General features: G+C 71.4%; 15 protein-coding genes. 8 read left to right on the top strand and 7 right to left on the bottom strand.

Annotated elements, in window-relative coordinates:
• Nucleotides 1-187: 187 nt before the first annotated feature.
• From ACFYO2_RS26180 to ACFYO2_RS26190, 3 genes are all read left to right on the top strand, one after another.
• Nucleotides 188-1,177, top strand: a complete 990-nt coding sequence (locus ACFYO2_RS26180) for an SMI1/KNR4 family protein (protein WP_388353671.1) — start codon at nt 188-190, stop codon at nt 1,175-1,177.
• An 8-nt stretch (nt 1,178-1,185) separates the two neighbouring features.
• Nucleotides 1,186-3,939, top strand: a complete 2,754-nt coding sequence (locus ACFYO2_RS26185) for an SUKH-4 family immunity protein (RefSeq protein WP_388353674.1) — start codon at nt 1,186-1,188, stop codon at nt 3,937-3,939.
• 371 nt (nt 3,940-4,310) lie between these two features.
• On the top strand, nt 4,311-5,198 hold the full coding sequence (locus tag ACFYO2_RS26190) for a cellulose-binding protein (RefSeq protein ID WP_388353676.1): 888 nt from the start codon (nt 4,311-4,313) through the stop codon (nt 5,196-5,198).
• Nucleotides 5,199-5,276: 78 nt separating this feature from the next.
• Here the strand turns inward: ACFYO2_RS26190 and ACFYO2_RS26195 are convergent, their stop codons facing one another.
• Together ACFYO2_RS26195 and ACFYO2_RS26200 are read right to left on the bottom strand one after the other, a co-directional pair.
• Nucleotides 5,277-6,887 carry a cation acetate symporter gene (locus tag ACFYO2_RS26195; protein WP_388353679.1) on the bottom strand — a complete coding sequence of 537 codons (1,611 nt, stop codon included), beginning with the start codon at nt 6,885-6,887 and terminating at the stop codon, nt 5,277-5,279.
• A complete protein-coding gene (locus ACFYO2_RS26200; RefSeq protein WP_388353681.1) occupies nt 6,884-7,366 on the bottom strand; it encodes a DUF485 domain-containing protein in 483 nt (160 codons plus the stop codon). Before ACFYO2_RS26200 ends, ACFYO2_RS26195 begins: the two co-directional genes overlap by 4 nt.
• Before the next feature lie 249 nt (nt 7,367-7,615).
• Between ACFYO2_RS26200 and ACFYO2_RS26205 the strand changes: the two genes are divergently transcribed.
• Nucleotides 7,616-8,323 carry an NAD(P)-dependent oxidoreductase gene (locus ACFYO2_RS26205; protein ID WP_388353683.1) on the top strand — a complete coding sequence of 236 codons (708 nt, stop codon included), beginning with the start codon at nt 7,616-7,618 and terminating at the stop codon, nt 8,321-8,323.
• Between the two features lie 217 nt (nt 8,324-8,540).
• Here the strand turns inward: ACFYO2_RS26205 and ACFYO2_RS26210 are convergent, their stop codons facing one another.
• Nucleotides 8,541-10,079, bottom strand: a complete 1,539-nt coding sequence (locus ACFYO2_RS26210) for an MFS transporter (RefSeq protein WP_388353686.1) — start codon at nt 10,077-10,079, stop codon at nt 8,541-8,543.
• Between the two features lie 426 nt (nt 10,080-10,505).
• On the opposite strand from ACFYO2_RS26210, the gene ACFYO2_RS26215 reads away from it, so the two are divergent.
• The 3 genes from ACFYO2_RS26215 to mfd all read left to right on the top strand — a co-directional run bounded on the left by ACFYO2_RS26215 (nt 10,506) and on the right by mfd (nt 17,690).
• Nucleotides 10,506-11,294: an ABC transporter ATP-binding protein gene (locus ACFYO2_RS26215; protein ID WP_388353689.1), complete on the top strand. Its 789-nt coding sequence runs from the start codon at nt 10,506-10,508 to the stop codon at nt 11,292-11,294.
• On the top strand, nt 11,291-13,855 hold the full coding sequence (locus ACFYO2_RS26220) for an ABC transporter permease (RefSeq protein ID WP_388353692.1): 2,565 nt from the start codon (nt 11,291-11,293) through the stop codon (nt 13,853-13,855). Before ACFYO2_RS26215 ends, ACFYO2_RS26220 begins: the two co-directional genes overlap by 4 nt.
• Before the next feature lie 304 nt (nt 13,856-14,159).
• The gene (gene mfd / locus ACFYO2_RS26225) at nt 14,160-17,690 is read left to right on the top strand and encodes a transcription-repair coupling factor (protein ID WP_388353695.1); all 3,531 of its coding nucleotides are present in this window, start codon (nt 14,160-14,162) and stop codon (nt 17,688-17,690) included.
• 156 nt (nt 17,691-17,846) lie between these two features.
• On the opposite strand, the gene ACFYO2_RS26230 is transcribed toward mfd, so the two are convergent.
• The 3 genes from ACFYO2_RS26230 to ACFYO2_RS26240 all read right to left on the bottom strand — a co-directional run bounded on the left by ACFYO2_RS26230 (nt 17,847) and on the right by ACFYO2_RS26240 (nt 19,674).
• Entirely contained in the window at nt 17,847-18,218 is a 372-nt protein-coding gene (locus ACFYO2_RS26230) for a MerR family transcriptional regulator (protein ID WP_388354214.1), read from the bottom strand.
• Between the two features lie 26 nt (nt 18,219-18,244).
• Nucleotides 18,245-18,997, bottom strand: a complete 753-nt coding sequence (locus ACFYO2_RS26235) for an SDR family NAD(P)-dependent oxidoreductase (protein WP_388353697.1) — start codon at nt 18,995-18,997, stop codon at nt 18,245-18,247.
• A 71-nt stretch (nt 18,998-19,068) separates the two neighbouring features.
• Nucleotides 19,069-19,674, bottom strand: coding sequence for a TetR/AcrR family transcriptional regulator (locus tag ACFYO2_RS26240; protein ID WP_388353700.1), 606 nt, complete (start codon nt 19,672-19,674; stop codon nt 19,069-19,071).
• A gap of 107 nt (nt 19,675-19,781) precedes the next feature.
• On the opposite strand from ACFYO2_RS26240, the gene ACFYO2_RS26245 reads away from it, so the two are divergent.
• Entirely contained in the window at nt 19,782-20,696 is a 915-nt protein-coding gene (locus ACFYO2_RS26245; protein ID WP_388353703.1) for a hypothetical protein, read from the top strand.
• A gap of 153 nt (nt 20,697-20,849) precedes the next feature.
• On the opposite strand, the gene ACFYO2_RS26250 is transcribed toward ACFYO2_RS26245, so the two are convergent.
• Entirely contained in the window at nt 20,850-21,032 is a 183-nt protein-coding gene (locus ACFYO2_RS26250; RefSeq protein WP_388353706.1) for an Rv0909 family putative TA system antitoxin, read from the bottom strand.
• Nucleotides 21,033-21,085 lie beyond the last annotated feature (53 nt).

Consider the following 21,085-nt stretch of genomic DNA (forward strand, 5'->3'; position numbering starts at 1 on the left):
CGGCTGGTCACGGAAGCGGAGGGGTGCTGGGCGGTGCCCGGTGACCCGACTTGTCGTACCGCATAGGCTGTCGGCACCGCGATCCACGCGGTCGACGCGTGGAGACGGACGAGACAGTCGATACGGGGCGTAGTGGCCGGAGGTGGCCGCTGCGGGCCGTACCAGAGTGCCGCAGGGGGCAACCGCCATGACGACAGGTCGGCTCGGGCAACAAGCCGCGCCGCCGAACGCGGCCTATGCCGGGCAGGTCGTGCATTTCCCGGATCCGGTCCGGGCGGCCCGTCACCCGAGAGGGGTGCGGGTGGACGAGCGCGGCTACCCCGACTTCTCGCCCTACGCGCGTGCGGTCGCGGAGATCGCCGATCCGCCCGAGGGTTTCGGGGTCGACGAGTTGCGGCTGACGGACTACGTTTCGGCGAACGCGGCTTTGGCGGCCACGGGGCACGAGTTGTGGGACACGGTGCCCGCGGTGGCGACCCCGCACGGCTGGACGTGGCATCACGCGGCGGGCTCGCGGCGGCTGGAGCTGGTGCCGGTCGATGTGAAGGCGTTGCTGCGGCATCACGGTGGGATCGCGACGGCTGCTGTGGACCAGGACAAGAGGGGTACACGGCCGCTCCAGGAGACGCGTCCGGCGCACTTCGGGCTGCCGAAGTCGGGTGTGGCGGTGACCGAGTCGCAGGTGCTGGGCGTCGAGGAGGATCTCGGGTACCGGCTGCCGGGCGCGTACCGGTCGTTCCTGAAGGCGGCGGGTGGGTGCGCGCCGGTGGGCGCGGCCCTGGACGCCGAGTTGGGCCTGCTGATCGACCAGCCGTTCTTCACGGTGCGGGACGAGGCGGCGGTCAACGACCTCGTGTACGTCAACAAGTGCCTGCGTGACCATCTGACCAAGGATTACCTGGGAGTCGGCTTCGTGCAGGGCGGGCTGCTGGCCGTGAAGGTGAAGGGCGGGCGGGTCGGTTCGGTCTGGTTCTGCGCCTACGACGACGCGCGGGACGTCGATCCTTCGTGGGCGCCGGCCGAGCGGGTGGAGCGGCTGCTGCTGCCGTGTGGTGACGACTTCGACGCGTTCCTGTCGCGACTGGCGGGCAATCCGCCGGAGTTGGAGACGGTGGCGAACCTGATGGTGGACGGCGGGTTCGCGCGGTCCGTGCCTGTCTCGTCGGTGGGGGAGTGAGCTGGACCATGGTGACCTTTGCGCAGGCGCAGGAGCGCGCCGAGGAATGGATCAACGGGGATGTGCCGTCGTACCAGCATCGTGAGGTGCGGGTAAGGGAGTTCGACCTCGGGTTCGTGGTGTGGGGCGAGGACCGTGCGGACGGGCCGCGTTCCGGCGGCGGTCAGCGGTTGGTCATCGCCCGGGACAGCGGGGAGGCCACGCTGTGGCCCGCGCTGCCGGTGGGCGAGGTGATCCGCCGGTACGAGGAGGAGTACGGCCGAGCGGATGTCGTCGCCGATGCGGCACCGGCGCCTGCGGCCCGGGTCGACCTGAACCAGACGTCGTTCTTGCTGACTCCGCCGGAGTGGTTGCAGGAGGCGGCGGACAAGTTGGGGATTCCGGATCGGCGGGGGTCTGGGAGTTCCGGTGGTTCCAGGACTTCTGGTGGCGGTGTGGCTGCTGCGCGGGCGAATGCCGGGGGCGGGGCCGTGGGCGGCGGGGAGCCGCTTCCTCGGACGGAGGCCGGGCCTTCCGGTGTGCTGTCGGGGGCGCGGCCTGCTCCTGCGCCGGCTGCTCCTGGTGTGCCTGCGGGGGCGACGCCCTGGGCCGGGACCGACACCAACGCGGATGCGGGCGAGGACCGTTCCGTTCCGCTGCCCGCGACCGTGTTCGCGCCGCCGCTGAGCGGTGCGGACGACGAGGATGCTCCGGATGCCCCGCCGGACGCCAAGAGTGCGCTGATGTCGGGCGGCAGCGGGCTTCCGCCGGCGGCGGGTGCTCCGGCGGTGGATGACGCGGGTGCGGCGAATTCGGCAGGGGCTGGGGCAGGGGCTGGGGCTCCGGGCGCGCCTTCGTCGTACGGCTATCCGCAGGGTCCGGGTGTGCGGGGGACGCCGCCTGCGGGGACCACGCCGCCGCAGCCGCCTCCGCCTTCGTCGTACGGCTATCCGCAGGGGCCCAGGGCGCCGGGTACGCCGCCTCCCGGTGTTCCCGGGCCGGGGGCGACGCCGCCGTCGGGCGCGCCTCAGTCGTACGGCTATCCGCAGGCGCCCAACGGTGCCGCGGGGGCGCCTCAGCCTCCCGCTCCCGGGCCCGGTGCGCCGGGCGGGCGGCCGCTCGCGCCGAACGCCGGGGACATCGCCGACGCCGCGACGAGCAAGGCGGCGCCTCCGCCGCGTCGTGCCGGGGCAATCCCGCCGCCTCCGCCGGGTGCTCCGGGAACGCCGGGCGCGCGTCCGGGCGGCCCGCCCCCGTCGGCCGGTCACGGTGCGCCGGGTGCGCCTGCGGGCGGGTACGTGCCGACGCAGATGGTGTCGACGCTCGGCCCCGACGGCTCTCAGGGGCCTGTCGGCGGTCCGGGGGTTCCGCAGGCTCCGGGTGCTCCTGGGGCTCCGAATCCGCCCGGCGGTACACCTCCGGGTGAGGCCCACCATGCCGCCACGATGTTTGCCGATCCCGGGCGGATGGGCCCCGGTGGGGGCATGCCGCAGCCGCCGGGAGCTCCGGGTGTGCCCGGCGCCCCTGGTGGACCCAAGCCGCCCGGTGCCCCGGGCACGCCTGGCGCACCTCAGCCTCAGGGCGTCCCCGGCATGCCGCAGCCGCCCGGTGCCCCTGGCGCCCCCGGCGCGCGAGGTGCCGTACACCATGCGGAGACCGTGCTGTCCGGGCCTCCGGTGGGCACTCCCGGCGCACCTCCGCCGCCGATGCCTCCCGGTGCCGTGCCGCCTCCGGGTGCCGTGCCGCCGCCGGGACAGCAGCCCATGCCGGGGCAGCCGTCGGCGTACGGCTATCCGCAGCAGCAGGGGCAGCCGACGGTCGGGCCCGGATATCAGGCCGTATTGCGGTACCGCGCGCAGGACGGCTCCGAGCAGCAGCTGATCCGGCGTTCGGCGCCGGGGACGCCGCATCCGGAGTGGCAGATCTTCCACGAGCTGCGGTCGATGAACGTGCCGCCGGACCAGGTGCTGGAGCTGCACACGGAGTTGGAGTCGTGCGAGCTGCCGGGTGCGTACTGTGCGCGGATGATCCGGGAGCAGTGGCCGCAGGCGCGGATCACGAGCATCGCGCCGTACGGCACGGATCACGCGAGCCGGCAGCAGGGCATGCAGCAACTCCTCGAACATCAGGGCGAGTTGCACCAGGTCGCCGACGGGCCCGCCCGCCCGGCTCCGGTACGGGTTCCGGTTCCGCGGGTGCAGCCCGCGCCGCCGATCCCGCCGGAGGGCGTCGCGCAGGAGGTCGCGGGGGCGTTCGGGCCGGGGGTCTTCCGGTTCGAGCAGGCCGCCGTGTCCCGGCAGGGTGTGCCGCCGTTGGTGGCGCACTCGCTGGTGGTGGCGGGGCTGCCGATGGACATGGGGCCGTTCTTCTGGGCGCAGGCCCAGCCGGGGCGGCCGGTGCCGACGCTGGCGGAGCTGGCGGCCGAGCGCGGGGTGCAGCCGGCCTCGGACGCGGGCTCGTATCTCGTCATGGGCAGCGACTTCGGCCGTGCGGTCTGCGTGCAGTACGGCACGGCGAACATCGTCGCGGTGCCCGTGGAGGCGGGGGCGGGCGGTGCGCCCGTACCGCCGCAGTTCGTGAACACGGGGCTGCCCGAGTTCCAGCGGTGCCTGGCGCTGCTCGGGCGGATGTGGCGGCTCAGGTTCGGGCTGAACCAGGAGCAGGCGGGACGCTGGACCGTCGACTTCCAGGCCCAGTTGGCCGCGCTCGACCCGGCGGCGCTCGGTTCCCCGGAGAGCTGGTGGTCGGTGCTGCTGGAGCAGATGTGGGACGGGCTGCTGTGAGGCGCCTCAGCTGAGACACCCTGCGCGAAAAGGGCCGGGGGGGGGGGGGGGGGGGGGGGCCCCCCCGCGGGCGGGGGGGGGGGGGGGGCGCCGCGCCCCCCCCCCCCCCCCCCCCCCCCCCGCCGCGGCCCCCCCCCCCCCCCCCCCCCCCCCCCCCCCAACCCCCCCCTGCCCTGCGTGCCCGTGCCCTGCGTGCCCTGCGTACCGCTTGTCTGAAGCCGGCGCGCGGAGTGTCGCGTTATGAACACTTCCGCCCGATACATCAAGATGTCCGCGAAATCATTATTTCGCATCCATTCGTGTCGGTTCGGCGGAGAGCCCGGCGGAGAGCTCGACGTCCGGCACAGAGTTCGACGGAGAGGGGTTCCAGGATGAGCGGCGCGTCGGTTTCACCACATGGATTCGTGGCCGTACGGGGGCGCGGCTACCGCCCCGAACAGGTCGATGCGTACGCCGACGCGCTCTCCCGGGACCGCGACGCCGCCTGGGAGCGCGCCGCCCGTCTCACCGTGCTCGCCAAGGAGATGGAGGTGGAGGCGGCGCGGCTGCGGGAGACCGTGGCGGAGCTCGCCCCGCAGACGTACGAGGCGCTCGGGGAGCGTGCGCGCCGGCTCTTCGAGCTCGGGCAGGAGGAGGCCCACGCCGTACGGGAGGGTGCGCGGCAGGAGGCGCAGCGCCTCGTCGAGGAGGCGCGGGAGCGCGCGGACGGCGTGCGCGAGGCGGCACAGGCACACGCCGACGCCGTACGCTCCGAGGCCGAGGAACGCGCCCGGCAGCGCCTGCTCGCGGCGCGCGCCGAGGCCGACGAGATCCGCATCGGAGCCCGGCGCGAGGTGAAGGAGGGGCGCGGGGAGGCGCTTGCGGCGTTGCGCGAGGTGCGGCAGCGCACCACCGGGATGCTCGGCGAACACGCCAACGAGCACGCCGAGCGGTGGGCCGAGGCCGAGCGGGATGCGGAGCAGCGGGCGGCCGCACTGGACGCGCACAACGCCGAGCGGGTGGCGCGGGCCGAAGCGGCGTTGTCGGAGGCGAAGCAGGCGTTCGCCGATGCGGAGGCGTTGGCGCGATTGCGGCAGGAGGAGGCGCGGGCGCGCGCGGCCGAGCTGCTCGCGGAGGCGCGGGTGCGGGAGGAGCGCATCGCCCGGGAGACGGAACGGGTGCTGCGGGAGCACGGGGAGCGGTGGGACGACGTACGGGCGCAGATGGATCACGTACGCAACAGTCTGGCCGCGCTCACGGGGCGAACGGCGATGGAGTGACGTCGTGTGTCGGGGGGCGCCCGGCACTGAGTGGGCGCCCCGTCGACGACCTCGGTGATCTCAGCGATCTCAGCGACCTCAGCTCCCCTTCCGCACCGCCCCCGCCAGAATCCACCCCTCCACAGCCTCGTACTGCCGCCGCTGCTCCTCCGACTTCTGCCGCCCCGACGCCACCGTCCCCAGCCACCCGAAGGCGAAGCCGGCCGGGATCGACACCAGGCCCGTCGTCGTGAACGGGAACCAGTTGAAGTCGGCCTCGGGGAAGGCGGAGGTGGGGGAGCCGGAGACCAGGTTCGTGCCCGGCATCAGCAACAGCACCACCAGCGAGCCGCCGATCAGCGTGCAGAGCAGGCCCGCTCGGGTGTAGCGGCGCCAGAAGAGGCTGTAGACGAGGGCGGGCGCGATGGCGGAGGCGCCGATGCAGAAGGAGAGGGTCACGAGGGGTTGCAGACTGCGGTGCTGGACCAGCGTGGCCAGCACGATCGCCGCGACGCCGACCGCCAGCGCCGACATCCGCGCCAGCATCATCTCGCGGCGCTCGGACATCTCCCGCACACGGGCCGCGAACACGTCGTGGGCGAGGGAGTTGGCGCAGGCGAGGATCATGCCGGCGACCGAGGCGAGCAGGGTCAGGAAGATCGCCGTCGTGACGGTCGTGAACAGCAGCGTCTCCGCCAGGGAGACGTCCGCGCCGAACGCCGCCCGGGAGGCCAGCAGATACGCCGTGTTGCCCTGCGGGTCCGCCTGCGCGATCACCGCCCGGCCGACCAGCGCCGTCGCTCCGAACCCGACGACCGTGATGACCAGCACGAACAGCGCCACCGACGCCACCGCCCAGGACATCGAACGGCGGACCTGGCGGGCGCTGGAGGCGGTGTACATGCGCATGGTGATGTGCGGCAGACAGCCGCCGCCGAGGACCACGGCCAGCTGGGTGCTGACCATGTCGAGGCGGGGATGCGGGCTGCCCGCGAACTCCAGCCCCGACTGCAGGAAGGTGGACCCGACTCCGCTCTGCTCCGCCGCCGTGCCGAACAGCGCGCCCGGATCCCAGTCGAACCTGTTCATGATCAGTACGGCGACCACGGTGCCCGATCCGAGCAGCATCACGATCTTCAGGATCTGGATGAGAGCCGTGCCTTTCATGCCGCCGATCGCCGCGTAGCTGATCATCATCGCGCCCAGCCCGATGATGCAGCCGGTCTTCAGCGCATCGCCGGAGAAGCCGAGGATGAACGCCAACAACTGTCCCGTACCGGCCAGTTGCACCAGCATCAGCGGCAGCAGCGCGGCGATGGTCACCGCACACGCGGCGATCCGCACACTCCGCCCGGGCATCCGCCGCGCCAGCGCGTCGCCCATGGTGAACCGGCCTGCGTTGCGCAGGGGTTCGGCCAGCAGGAACATCAGCAGCATCAGCGACAGTGCCGTACTGAGGGCGAGGACGACACCGTCGTACCCGCACAGCGCGATCACCCCACCCGTGCCGAGCACGGTCGCGGCGGAGATGTAGTCCCCCGCGATCGCGAGGCCGTTGCGCATGGGGGACAGGGAGTTGTAGCCGGTGTAGAACTCGTCGAGGTCGTCCCGGTCGGGGCCGGTCATCACGCACAGCAGCAGCGTGATGGTGGCTACCGTCGAGAACGCCACCAGTGACATCGCCTGCGCCGAATCGCTGAATCCCGTCATCGCGTCGCCGCCTCCTCCCGCTTGACGTTCAGTTCCGACTCCCTGCGGATGCGGTCCGCGATCGGATCGACGTAACGGCGGGCCGTGTGCTCGTACAGCGCGATCGCCAGCCCGGTGACGGGCAGTTGAAGCAGCGCGAGCAGCAGACCGGTGGGCAGTCCGTCGGCGACCGTGCTCGTCATGAAGCCCGGAGCGGACGCGGACAGGATCAGGAAAAGCGTGAAGTACCCGAGCGCGGCGAGCGTGGCCGTGCGCCGCTGCCAGCGGTAGGCGCTGCGCAGGATCCGCAGGTCGCTGTGGTGGCCGAGGGCGGAGTGCCGTCGGGGACGCTGTCTCGCCGGTTCGGGTGGGACGGGTGGCTGCCACGGATAGGTGGCGTACGACGGTGACGCATCGTGCGGTGGGTGCTGAGTCGGGTGCTGATTCGGGTGCTGACGTGGGTGCTGATACGGGTACGACGGTGACGGGTCGTAGGACATCCCGGTGCTCCTTGCGCGGCTCAGGAGTTGGGGGGGCGAGCGGAGCCACGCACGCTACTCGGAGGTAGGCCTGTGCGCGAGGTTTTCACCAAACTGATTGGTCGGTACGCGCTTACTCCGCTGACCTCGGGTGTTACCCGCATTAACTCCGATTTTTGGGCGGGGTGTCACACTCGCGGCCGCTCTCCTCCTCTTGCTGGCGAGACCTCAAGACCTCAAGACCTCAAGACCCCAAGAGGAGACAGAACAATGGACATTGTCGTTTTCGGCGCGAACGGGCCGACGGGCCGGCTGGTCGTCGAGCGGGCGAGCGCGGAGGGCCACGCGGTCACCGCCGTCACACGCCACCCGGAGACCTTCCCGGTGCGGGGCCCGCTACTGCGGGTGATCGAGGCCGACATACACGATCCCGCCGCCGTCGAGCGTGCGGTGGCCGGGCAGGACGCCGTCATCTCGGCGCTCGGCGTCCCGTACGGCAAGGACCCGGTGACCGTGTACTCCGCCGGTGCCACCCACATCACCCAGGCCATGACCAAGCACGGCGTACGACGCCTCGTCGCCGTGACCTCCACGGTCCTCTTCGGAACACCGGCGCCCGGCGAGAACCTCCTGTTCCGCAAGGTGCTGGAGCCGGCCGTCATGCGGTTCATGGGCCGCACGGTCTACGACGACATGCGCCGCCTGGAAGCCGTCGTCCGCGACACCGACCTCGACTGGACGATCCTCCGCCCGGGCGGCCTCTTCGACACGGACACGGTCAGCGACTACGGGGTCGGCACGTCCCGCCTGCCCGGCCGCTACACGGCACGTATCGATCTGGCACACGAGCTGGTACGCCAGGTCGTCGACGCCGGTCACGTGCGCGCCTTCGTCGACGTCCGCACGACGGAGAACACGCCGACCTTCCTCCAGCTCATCCGGAAGGAGGCGGCCGGCGGCAAGGGGGTGCGGGGATGAGATGGAAGCGCGCCACGTCCATGAGTTTCACCCGGCCGATCAGCTCACCCTCCCTGTCCAGCACCATGTGGAAATGCCGGTGTCGGTCGTCGGGGTCGTGCTGTTCACGGCCGGCAGTCTCAGCCGCCGGGCGAGCGCCCACGCCGAGGCGATGCGCGAGTTGGACCGGATCGCCGACGCGCGGGAGGCCTGAGGATGGGTAAGGCAGTAGACCCGCTCACTGTTCCGTCAGCACCGGAAACCGTCGCGGCGCCAGCACCAGCAGCACCACGAACGCGAGAGCCGCCGCCCCCGCCGCCCCCAGGTACACCGCGTGCACCGCGTCCGCGATCGCGTGCCGGGTCGCTTCGGGCGCGGGGCCCGCGTCCAGGGCGCGGGTCACGGAGTCCAGGTCGCCCGCGCCGCCGAGCCGGCTCGCCAGTACGCCGTTGGCGACCGCGCCGAAGAGGGCCGCGCCGATGGTCTGGCCGGTCTGGCGGCAGAAGAGGACGGATGCGGTGGTGGTGCCGCGTTCCTCCCAGGTGACCGTCGACTGCACCCCGACGAGCAGCGGGAGTTGGAACAGGCCCAGCGCACCGCCCAGGAGCAGCATGAGCAGCGTCGGCTGCCATGCCTCACCCGGGTACGGCAGGAACGGGAACGCGAACAGGATCAGTGCGGCCGTGCCGATGCCCAGCATCGCCGTGTGGCGGAAGCCGATGCGCCGGTAGACGTGCTGGCTGAGCGCCGCCGACACCGGCCAGCTCAACGTCCATACGGAGAGGACGAATCCGGCGGTCACCGGTGCCAGGCCGAGGACGGACTGGGCGTACGTGGGCAGGAAGACGGTCGGGGCCACCATCAGCAGCCCGAGTGCGCCGAGGGCCAGGTTGACCGCGGCGATCGTACGGCGCCGCCACACCCACCCGGGGATGATCGGCTCGGCCGCCCTGCGCTCCACCAGCACCACGACCGCCACCAGTGCGAGTCCCGTACCGAACAGGGCCATCGAGGGGGCTGACAGCCACGGCCAGGCCACCCCGCCCTGTACCAGCGCGGTGAGCAGGACGCCGCCGCACGCGAACACCGCGAGCGCGCCCGCCCAGTCGACACGCGCGCGCGTGGCGGTCTTTCCCTCCTCCTCAGGTCGTACGTCTCGCTGCGGCTCGTGCAGGTGGCGGGCGATCAGCCACAGGGCGACCGCACCGATGGGAAGGTTGACCAGGAAGATCCAGCGCCAGCCCGCGTACGCCGCCAGGACGCCGCCGACGCCGGGTCCCGCGACCGCGGACACCGCCCAGACCGTGGACAGCTTGGCCTGGATCTTCGGGCGTTCCTTGAGGGGGTACAGGTCGGCGGCGAGCGTCTGGACCGTGCCCTGCAACGCCCCGCCGCCCAGGCCCTGCACGACCCGGAAGGCGATCAGGGCGCCCATGTTCCAGGCCAGGGCGCAGAGCAGGGAGCCGAGGAGGAAGAGGGCCGCGCCCGCTATCAGTACCGGTTTGCGGCCGAAGGTGTCGGAGAGCTTGCCATAGACGGGGAGGGTGACGGTGACGGCGAGCAGATAGCCGGAGAACAGCCAGGAGAAGACCGAGAAGCCGCCGAGGTCGCCGACGATCTGCGGTACGGCGGTGGAGACGATGGTGGAGTCGAGTGCCGCCAGTGCCATCGCGAGCATCAGGGCGGCGACCACGGCACCGCGTCGGTCGGGAGCGGCGGGTTGCGCGGCCTGCCGTATCGCGGGTTGCGCGTCGCCCACGCGGAGTCCTTTCCCCATGCATCCATCTGCCGTCGGACAGCTTCCCATCTGACGCGTACATCGCGGGAGGGCTTGACCCTGACGCCACGGGAGGGTGGAGCCTGACTGGGCCGCCGGGTGGAGCGGACCCCGAGAACGCATCCACCCGACGGTGGACTGCCCCTAGGGGTACCTCCGTACTACGGCTGGGGGAGGGTTCGTACCGCCGGAGGACGAGACGGCGGGGGGACGGTCCTTAACCTGGCTTTACGCCGCTGGGGAGCGGTCGGGGGTGGTTCACCGAAGGTCCGGGGGTGGGGTTTTCCCCAGCACAAGACGGGGCCGGGCACCAGCGCGCCGGACCCCTTCCCGGCGCCAGACTCATCGACGTACCACTTCGAACGGCTCATTCGCTGAGCAGCAGAAACAAGAGATTGACCTGTTGACCGACATAGGAGACATACCGTGACATCGGCTGTGACCATCACCAGGCACGGGGGCACTGGCGGGCGTACGGCCGTTGCCGCGCGGGCGCGGCAGGTCGTGAAGGCCTACGGGTCCGGAGAGACCCGCGTCGTCGCGCTCGACCACGTCGACGTGGACATCGCCCGCGGTCAGTTCACCGCGATCATGGGCCCCTCGGGGTCCGGCAAGTCCACCTTGATGCACTGCCTCGCCGGGCTCGACACCGTGACGTCCGGGCAGATCTACCTCGACGAGACCGAGATCACCGGGCTGAAGGACAAGAAGCTCACGCAGCTGCGCCGGGACCGGATCGGGTTCATCTTCCAGGCGTTCAACCTGCTGCCGACGCTGAACGCGCTCGAGAACATCACCCTCCCCATGGACATCGCCGGGCGCAAGCCCGACAAGGCGTGGCTGGGGCGGGTCATCGACACCGTCGGGCTCTCCGACCGGCTCAAGCACCGGCCCACCCAGCTCTCCGGCGGTCAGCAGCAGCGGGTCGCCGTGGCGCGGGCGTTGGCCGCGCGGCCCGAGATCATCTTCGGTGACGAGCCGACCGGAAACCTCGACTCGCGCGCGGGTGCCGAAGTACTGGGCTTCCTGCGGCAGTCGGTGGACGAGCTGGGCCAGACCATCGTGATCGTCACGCACGACCCGGTGGCCGCCTCGTACGCGGACCGGGTGCTGTATCTCGCCGACGGCCGGATCGTCGACGAGATGTACAAGCCGACCGCCGAGGCCGTCCTGGACCGTATGAAGGACTTCGACGCCCGGGGGCGTACGTCATGACCGTCCTGAAGACCTCGATGCGCAACTTCTTCGCGCACAAGGGGCGGATGGCCCTGTCGGCCGTCGCGGTCCTGCTGTCGGTGGCGTTCGTCTGCGGGACGCTCGTGTTCACCGACACGATGAACACGACCTTCGACAAGCTGTTCGCGACGACCGCGTCCGACGTGACGGTCTCCCCGAAGGAGGCCAAGAGCGACGACACGCCGCAGAACGGCAAGCCCGAGTCGCTGCCGGCCTCCGTGGTGGAGCAGGTCGAGCGGGCGGACGGCGTCAAGTCGGCCGAGGGCGGGGTCGGTTCGTCGGCCGTGACCGTCGTCGACAGCGACAACGAGAACATGGGCTCCAGCACAGGCGCCCCGACGATCGCCGCCAACTGGACGAAGAACGAGCTGCGGCAGATGGAGATCACCTCCGGGCACGCCCCGCGCGGGCCGACCGAGCTGATGGTCGACGCCGACACCGCCGACAAGCACCACCTCGAGCTCGGCGACGAACTGCGCACGATCTCCGTCGCCGGTGACTTCACCGCGAAGATCGTCGGCGTGGCCACCTTCAAGGTGACCAACCCCGGTGCGACGATCGTCTACTTCGACACCCCGACCGCACAGCGCGAACTCCTCGGTGCCACCGGCCGGTTCACGCAGGTCTACGTCACGGCCGCGGCCGGCGTCAGCGATACGCAGCTCAAGCAGAACGTCGCCAAGGCGCTGGACGGCACGTTCAAGCTGCAGACGGCCAAGGAGAACGCCGACGAGAACCGCAAGGACGTCGGCGAGTTCATGAACGTCATCAAGTACGCCATGCTCGGCTTCGCCGGGATCGCGTTCCTGGTGGGCATCTTCCTGATCATCAACACGTTCTCGATGCTGGTTGCCCAGCGCACCCGCGAGATCGGCCTGATGCGGGCCGTCGGCTCGTCCCGCGGGCAGGTCAACCGGTCCGTGCTGGTCGAGGCGACGCTGCTGGGCGTCGTGGGATCCATCGTGGGCGTCGGGGCCGGCGTCGGCATCGCCATCGGCCTGATGAAGCTCATGTCGGCGGCCGGCATGAACCTCTCCACCGACGACCTCACCATCAAGGCGACCACTCCGATCGCCGGTGTCCTGCTGGGTGTCGTGGTCACCGTCCTCGCCGCCTACCTCCCGGCCCGCCGCGCCGGGAAGGTTTCCCCGATGGCAGCACTGCGCGACGCCGGTACGCCGGCCGACGGCAGGGCCGGCCTGGTGCGCGGCCTGATCGGGCTCGTGCTGACGGGGGCCGGCGGGTTCGCCCTCTATGCGGCCGGCACCGCCGACAAGGCGAGCGACGGTTCGCTGATGCTGGGCGCGGGAGTGGTGCTGACCCTGATCGGCTTCGTCGTCATCGGCCCGCTGCTGGCCGGTGGGGTCGTCCGGGTGATCAGCGCGGTGCTGCTGCGGGCCTTCGGCCCGGTGGGACGCATGGCCGAACGCAACGCCCTGCGCAACCCGCGCCGTACCGGTGCCACGGGCGCCGCCCTGATGATCGGCCTGGCCCTGGTGGCCTGCCTCTCGGTGGTCGGCTCCTCGATGGTCGCCTCGGCGACGAGTGAGCTGGACAAGTCGGTCGGCGCGGACTTCATCGTCCAGGGCAACCAGCGGATCGTCCCGCAGGCCCAGAAGGCGATGGAGCAGACGCCCGGCCTGGCCCACGTCACCAGCTACAAGGAACTCAACGCCACACTCACCTCGCCCGACGGCAAGACCGACGGCTCCGGCGTCACCGCCGCCGACCCGTCGTACGCCGAGGACCTGCGCCGCGCGACCACCGCGGGCACCCTGACGGCCGCGTACGCCAAGGACGCCATGTCGGTCGGCTCGGACTACGCCAAGGCGCACGGCGTGAAGGTCGGCGACACCATCGACGTCGCCTTCAAGGGCGGCAAGACGGCGAAGCTGAAGGTCGCGGCCATCACGAGCGACGACAGCGCCCTCGACCAGGGCGCGCGCTACATCAGCATCGAGACGATGCGGAAGTACGTCCCGGCCGACCAGATCCCGCCGAACACGATCATGTTCGCCAAGGCGAAGGAAGGTCAGACCGAGCAGGCGTACGCGGCGCTGAAGAAGTCCATGCACGGCTACCCGCAGTACCAGGTCCGCGACCAGACCGACTACAAGCAGGAACTGAAGGATCAGATCGGCCAGCTCCTGAACATGGTCTACGGCCTGCTCGCCCTGGCGATCATCGTGGCGGTCCTGGGTGTGGTGAACACCCTGGCCCTCTCGGTGGTCGAACGGACGCGGGAGATCGGCCTGATGCGGGCCATCGGCCTCTCGCGGCGCCAGTTGCGGCGGATGATCCGCATGGAGTCGGTGGTGATCGCGCTCTTCGGCGCGCTGCTGGGCCTCGGGCTCGGAATGGGCTGGGGGGCCACGGCCCAGAAGCTGCTCGCCCTGGAGGGCCTCAACGTCCTCGAGATCCCCTGGCCGACCATCATCGGCGTCTTCATCGGCTCCGCCTTCGTGGGCCTGTTCGCGGCACTGATCCCGGCGTTCCGGGCGGGCCGGATGAACGTCCTGACCGCGATCGCGACCGAGTAGCCACCGCAGCCACCGCGAACGGGGAATGCCCGGCGCCGAGAAGTCACGGGGGGCTTCTCGGCGCCGGGTTCTTGTTTTTCGAGGCCCACGTCCTGACCCACCGAGTCGAGGGGTGGGCCGGCATAGGCCGGGGTCCAGGGGGCGCAGCCCCCTGGTACGGGCCACACCGGTGCCGAGTACCAGGCAACGGAGGTTATCCACAGCCCCGGCACCCGCCCGCGCAGCGACGTACGCTGGAGACCCCCGGCCGGTCCCCGCGTCGGGCCCTTCGCGATGCCCACCCCCAGACGAAAGCCGCCCCCGAATGAGCCTGCACGGTCTGCTCGACGCCGTAGTCAAGGACCCCGCCCTCACGGAAGCCATCACCGCGGCCGCAGACGGCAACCGCATGCACGTCGACCTGGTCGGCCCGCCCGCCGCCCGCCCCCTCGCGGTCGCCGCGCTCGCCCGCGAGGCAGGCCGGCCCGTGCTGGCGGTGACGGCGACCGGACGCGAGGCGGAGGACCTGGCCGCGGCGCTGCGCTCGCTGCTCCCGCCCGACGGCGTCGTGGAGTACCCGTCCTGGGAGACCCTGCCGCACGAGCGACTGAGCCCCCGCAGCGACACCGTGGGCCGGCGGCTCGCCGTGCTGCGCCGCCTGGCCCACCCCCGCCCCGACGACCCCGAGACCGGCCCGGTCTCCGTCGTCGTGGCGCCCGTGCGGTCCGTGCTCCAGCCGCAGGTCAAAGGCCTCGGCGACCTGGAGCCGGTGGCCCTGCGGACCGGGCAGACCGCCGACCTGAACGAGATCGTGCAGGCCCTCGCCGCCGCCGCGTACGCGCGCGTGGAGCTCGTCGAGAAGCGCGGCGAGTTCGCCGTGCGAGGGGGCATCCTCGACGTGTTCCCGCCCACCGAGGAACACCCTCTGCGCATCGAGTTCTGGGGCGACGACGTCGAGGAGATCCGCTACTTCAAGGTCGCCGACCAGCGCTCCCTCGAAGTCGCCGAGCACGGCCTGTGGGCGCCGCCCTGCCGTGAACTTCTGTTGACGGAGGACGTCCGCACGCGGGCGCGTGCCCTCGCCGAGCAGCACCCGGAGCTGGGCGAGCTGCTCGGAAAGATCGCCGAGGGGATCGCCGTAGAGGGAATGGAGTCCCTGGCGCCGGTTCTGGTCGACGACATGGAGCTGCTGCTGGACGTCCTGCCCAAGGGCTCCATGGCCGTCGTCTGCGATCCGGAGCGGGTACGCACGCGTGCCGCCGATCTCGTGGCGACGTCGCAGGAGTTCCTGCAGGCCTCCTGGGCGGCCACCGCCGGCGGCGGCGAGGCGCCCATCGATGTCGACGCGGCGTCCCTGTGGGCCATCGCGGACGTCCGGGACCGGGCGCGCGAGCTGGACATGATGTGGTGGTCGGTGTCGCCGTTCGCGGCGGACGAGGAGCTCGATGCCGACACCTTGAAGCTCGGCATGCACGCGCCCGAGACGTACCGCGGCGACACCGCGAAGGCGCTCGCCGACACCAAGGGCTGGCTCGCCGACGGCTGGCGTGTGCTGTACGTGACCGAGGCGCACGGCCCGGCGGCCCGTACCGTCGAGGTGCTCGGCGGTGAGGGCATCGCGGCCCGTCTGGAGGCAGACCTCGTATCGCTGAGCCCTTCCGTCGTGCACGTGGCGTGCGGCTCGATCGACTACGGCTTCGTCGACCCGGGGCTGAAGCTCGCCCTCCTGACGGAGACCGACCTGTCCGGGCAGAAGGCGGCCGGCAAGGACGGCGTCCGGATGCCCGCCCGGCGCCGCAAGACCATCGACCCGCTCACCCTGGAGGCCGGCGACTACATCGTCCACGAGCAGCACGGCGTGGGCCGCTACATCGAGATGGTCCAGCGGACCGTGCAGGGCGCGACCCGCGAGTACCTGGTGGTGGAGTACGCCCCCGCCAAGCGCGGCCAGCCCGGCGACCGCCTCTACATCCCCACCGACCAGCTGGAGCAGATCACCAAGTACGTCGGCGGCGAGGCCCCCACCCTGCACCGCCTGGGCGGCGCCGACTGGACGAAGACCAAGGCGCGCGCGAAGAAGGCGGTCAAGGAGATCGCCGCCGACCTGATCAGGCTCTACAGCGCACGGATGGCCGCCCCCGGGTACGCCTTCGCCCAGGACACCCCCTGGCAGCGCGAGCTGGAGGACGCCTTCCCGTACGCGGAGACGCCCGACCAGCTCACCACCATCGCCGAGGTCAAGGAGGACATGGAGAAGACGGTCCCGATGGACCGTCTGGTCTGCGGCGACGTCGGTTACGGCAAGACGGAGATCGCGGTCCGCGCCGCCTTCAAGGCGGTCCAGGACGGCAAGCAGGTCGCCGTGCTCGTCCCCACAACCCTGCTGGTGCAGCAGCACTTCGGGACGTTCGGCGAGCGCTACTCGCAGTTCCCGGTGAACGTACGCGCCCTGTCCCGCTTCCAGACCGACACCGAGGCGAAGGCGGTCCTGGAGGGCCTGCGCGAGGGCTCGGTGGACGTCGTCATCGGCACCCACCGCCTGTTCTCCGCCGAGACCAAGTTCAAGGACCTGGGCCTGGTCATCGTCGACGAGGAGCAGCGCTTCGGCGTCGAGCACAAGGAGCAGCTGAAGAAGCTGCGCGCGAACGTCGACGTCCTGACGATGTCCGCGACCCCGATCCCGCGCACCCTGGAGATGGCGGTCACGGGCATCCGCGAGATGTCGACGATCACCACGCCCCCCGAGGAGCGCCACCCGGTGCTCACCTTCGTCGGCCCCTACGAGGAGAAGCAGATCGGCGCCGCCGTCCGCCGTGAACTGCTGCGCGAGGGCCAGGTCTTCTACATCCACAACCGTGTCGAGTCGATCGACAGGGCCGCGGCCCGTCTCAGGGAGATCGTCCCCGAGGCACGCATCGCGATCGCCCACGGCCAGATGTCGGAACAGTCGCTGGAGCAGGTCGTCGTCGACTTCTGGGAGAAGAAGTTCGACGTGCTGGTGTCGACCACGATCGTCGAGTCGGGCATCGACATCTCGAACGCCAACACCCTGATCGTGGAGCGCGGCGACAACTTCGGCCTCTCCCAGCTCCACCAGCTGCGCGGCCGGGTGGGCCGAGGCCGCGAGCGCGGCTACGCCTACTTCCTCTACCCGCCGGAGAAACCCCTCACGGAGACCGCCCACGAGCGCCTGGCGACCATCGCCCAGCACACGGAGATGGGCGCGGGCATGTACGTCGCGATGAAGGACCTGGAGATCCGCGGCGCCGGAAACCTCCTCGGCGGCGAACAGTCCGGCCACATCGCGGGCGTCGGCTTCGACCTGTACGTCCGCATGGTCGGCGAGGCCGTCGCGGACTACCGCGCCTCCCTGGAGGGCGGCGTCGAGGAGGAGGCGCCCCTCGAGGTCAAGATCGAGCTCCCGGTCGACGCCCACGTCCCGCACGAGTACGCCCCCGGCGAGCGCCTGCGCCTCCAGGCGTACCGGGCGATCGCCTCGGTCAACACCGAGGACGACATCAAGGCCGTACGCGAGGAACTCGTCGACCGTTACGGCAAGTTGCCCGAGCCGGTGGAGAACCTGCTGCTGGTGGCGGGGCTTCGCATGCTCGCGCGCGCGTGCGGCGTCGGCGAGGTCGTCCTCCAGGGCAACAACATCCGCTTCGCGCCGGTCGAGTTGAGGGAGTCCCAGGAGCTGCGCCTCAAGCGGCTCTACCCGGGGACCGTCATCAAGCCGGCGGCGCACCAGGTGCTGGTGCCGCGTCCCAAGACCGCGAAGGTGGGCGGGAAGCCGTTGGTCGGGCGGGAGTTGCTGGGCTGGGTCGGGGAGTTCCTGACGTCGATTCTGGGGTCGTAGGCGGTGGTCCGGGGGCGACGACGTGGCTGACACAGGTTGGCGCGGGCGTCGCCCTCGGGGCGCGAGGGGGCGTGCGGCGCCCGTGCCGTAGCGGGAACGCGAGGAGGCCGGCCGGGCGGTGGCTGCGGTTGTCCGGTTGGCCGGCTGCGCTCGTGCTCAGGCCACCGGTCGTATGCGTGCGCCGGTGGCCTGGTGCAGTGCCGCCGCGAGCCGGTCGCGCACGGCGATCTGTGCGGCGATGCGTTCGTCCATGACCGCGAGGCGTTCGGCGGCGACCAGGAGTGCCTTGTCCGAGGCCGGTGCTGCCGTGACGTCGCCGTCCAGGCACGGCAGGAACACCCGTACGTCATCGAGGGTGAGGCCGGCGTTCAGGAGACGGCGGATGTTGTGGACGCGGACCACGGTGGCGGGGTCGTAGAGACGGTAGCCGTTGGAGGCCCGCTCGGCGGTGATGAGCCCCGCCTGTTCGTAGTGGCGCAGGGAACGCGGCGATGTGCCGGTTGCCGCCGCGAGCTCGCCGATGCGCACGTGGGTCTGTCCCATGCCGGCCAGTCTCATGCGACGACGGCGCCGCCGTCCACCGGAAGAACCACGCCCGTGATGAACGAGGCCTCGGGTGCGGCGAGTCGGGTGATGGCCCAGGCGACCTCCTCGGGTCGGCCCACCCGCCCGAGCGGGGTGTGGGCGAGCTGCCACTCGCGGATCGAGGCCCGGTCCTCGGGGGTGTACCCGGCGTGGTCGCCGATGGGCGTGTCGATCGCGCCGGGTGCCACGGCGGCGACGCGGATCCCGAGCGGGGCCAGCTCCACCGCCCAGCTGCGGGTCAGCACTTCCAGGGCCGCCTTCCCGGCCGCGTACAGGGAGTTGCCGGGCCAGCCACGCTGACCGACGGACGTCGTCACGTTCACGACGACCCCGCGGCTCTCCTCCAGGGCGGGCAGCGCGGCCTGGGTGAGCAGGACGGGGGCGAGGAGATTCGTCGCGAGGTGGGTGTCCGCCGATGCGCGCGTATAGGTGCGCAGGGACTCTGTGTTGACGATCGCGGCGTTGTTGACCAGTACATCGATACGGCCGTGTCGCTGGAGTGCGGCACGGACGATGGTTGCCGGGCCGTCCTCGGTCGCGATGTCCGCCGTGAGCGGGACGATGCGGGCCTCGTCGTACGCGGCGGTATCCGCGAGCGGCGCGGCGCGTCGGCCGACGGCGACGACGTGCGCTCCCTGCGCGGCGAACGCGCGTGCGGTGGCCCGGCCGATTCCGGTGCCGGCGCCGGTGACGAGGACGATGCGGGGCGTGTGGGCGTTCATGAGGTGATGGTCGAACCCTGACGCCGGTGACAAGGTCAAGCAGGCGTCGGTGTCGTTGCCTCGGGCGGCCCTCAGTCGGCACGGAACAGCGTGGTCGCCAGGGTCCGGAACACCTCCTCCGGGTCCTGGTCGCCGACCGCGCCGTCCAGGTTGTGGCCGAGGAGCAGCGTGGCGAAGCCGTGGGCCAGGGACCAGGCGGCGACGCCGGCCAGACGGGCGTCGACGCCGAAGTCCTCGGCGCGTACGGCGGAGACCGCCTCGCGCAGGGCGTCGGCGGCGACGGCGCGGCCGGTGGTCAGTTCCAGGTCGTCGCCGCGCAGCAGCTCGGGCGTGAACATCACCTGGAAGTACGCCGGGTGCTCGAGCGCGAAGCGCACGTAGCGCACGCCCGCGTCCTTCAGGTCCGAGGCCTCGTTGAGGGTGTCCGCGAGCAGCCCGAAGCCCTCGGCCGCGATCGCCGTGAGCAGTCCGGTGCGGTCTTTGAAGTGGTGGGCGGGCGCCGCGTGCGAGACACCGGCGCGGCGGGCGAGGTCGCGCAGGCTCAGCGCGGAGGGGCCGTCGGCGGCGATGACGTCGAGCGCGGCGGTGAGGATGGCGCGGCGCAGGTCGCCGTGGTGGTACGGGCGGGGCGTGCTGGGCCGGTGGGCGTCCGTCTTTTTCGGTTCGGTGGGGGGCATGGGCAGCAGCCTACGCTCGATCTAGGCATTGACAAGTTCGGGCGGGTGAGGCAATCTTGTCAGTGTCAAGTTATGCGGGTGGTCGGGACACGGCGAGGAGGCACGTCATGGGGGAGTGCGGCGATGAGGTCGGTGGGGTCGCGACCGGAGGCGGCGGTGGTGTGGAGCTCGCCCGCGTGCGTCAGCTGTGGCAGCTGCTGGAGCCGTTGCACGCGGTGCTGTATTACGCGCCGGAGGTCTTCGCGGAGGCAGCGGCACTTGGGTATGACACCGAGGAGCGCTGGCCGACGTACTTTCCGTGCCGTGCGGCCCCGTTGGGTGTCGTGGGCGCCGAGCGGGTGACGTCCGCCTTCTACAGCTTCAGCCCTCGCATGGTCGCCGAGCACGTCGATTCTGCGTGGTCGGTCGCGAGTCCCGAGGCGATGCTGCAGGCGCGGCTGCGAGGCGTCGACGGGGCGTACCGCGCGATATTCGGCGACCGGGCGGACAGCCCCGAACTGGCGGAGGCCGCCGCCCTCGCCCGGCGCGCGGCCGAGGCGGCGAACACCGCGGGCCGCCCCCTCGCCGCGGCCAATGCCGCACTGGAGTGGCCCAAGGCCCCGCACCTCCAGCTGTGGCACGCGGCGACGATCCTGCGCGAGCACCGCGGCGACGGCCACGTAGCGGCCCTGCTCGTCGCCGGCCTCGACCCGGTCGAGTCGCTCGTCTCCTTCGCCGCGATAGGCGCCGCGAGCGTCGAACGCTTCGAGAGCCGCGGCTGGAGCGCCACGGAATGGGAAGCCGCACGGGAGCGGCTGTCCGCCCGCGGCCTGGTCGACGAGGACGGTACGGCCACGGAGGCGGGCCGCGCGCTGCGGCGCCGCGTCGAAGAGGACACCGACCGACTCGCCGCCGCCCCCTGGCAGTCCCTCGGGCCGGAGGGGGCCGGCCAACTGGTCTACCTGCTCGGCGACTTCTGGGTCTCGGTGCTGTCGTCCGGACTGCTGCCGTCGGAGACGACGTTGGGAATCGGGAAAGTGTGAGTCGGGCTCGCCGGCCCGCTGTGCGGTGAAAGACAGGAAGCCGCCCGCGAGAGGTGGGTCTCCGTGGACGGCCTCTGTTTCACCTGGTGGTTCAGGGAGCCCGGCCGGGTCGCTGTGCCCGGCGGGCCTCATGACCTCCGTGAGTCTCCGGCCTTACGGCTGTTCGCGCCTGTCGCGATCCATACCGAGCTGGCCTTCCATCCGCTGTTGAGCGTCGTCGACCTGGCTCTCGTACTTGTTGCCCGTCTTCTCGTTGGCTTTCCGTTCCGCGGCGTCGGACATGTCCTTGCCCTTGCGGCCCTTCGCCTGGTTCTTGAATCTGTCGAGGATGCCCATCCAGAGCTCCTTCCGGAGGCGACTCGCAATCGACCATACGCCCGACTCGCGAG

The sequence above is a fragment of the Streptomyces sp. NPDC006602 genome, assembly GCF_042870385.1.
In the GTDB taxonomy this organism is placed as follows: domain Bacteria; phylum Actinomycetota; class Actinomycetes; order Streptomycetales; family Streptomycetaceae; genus Streptomyces.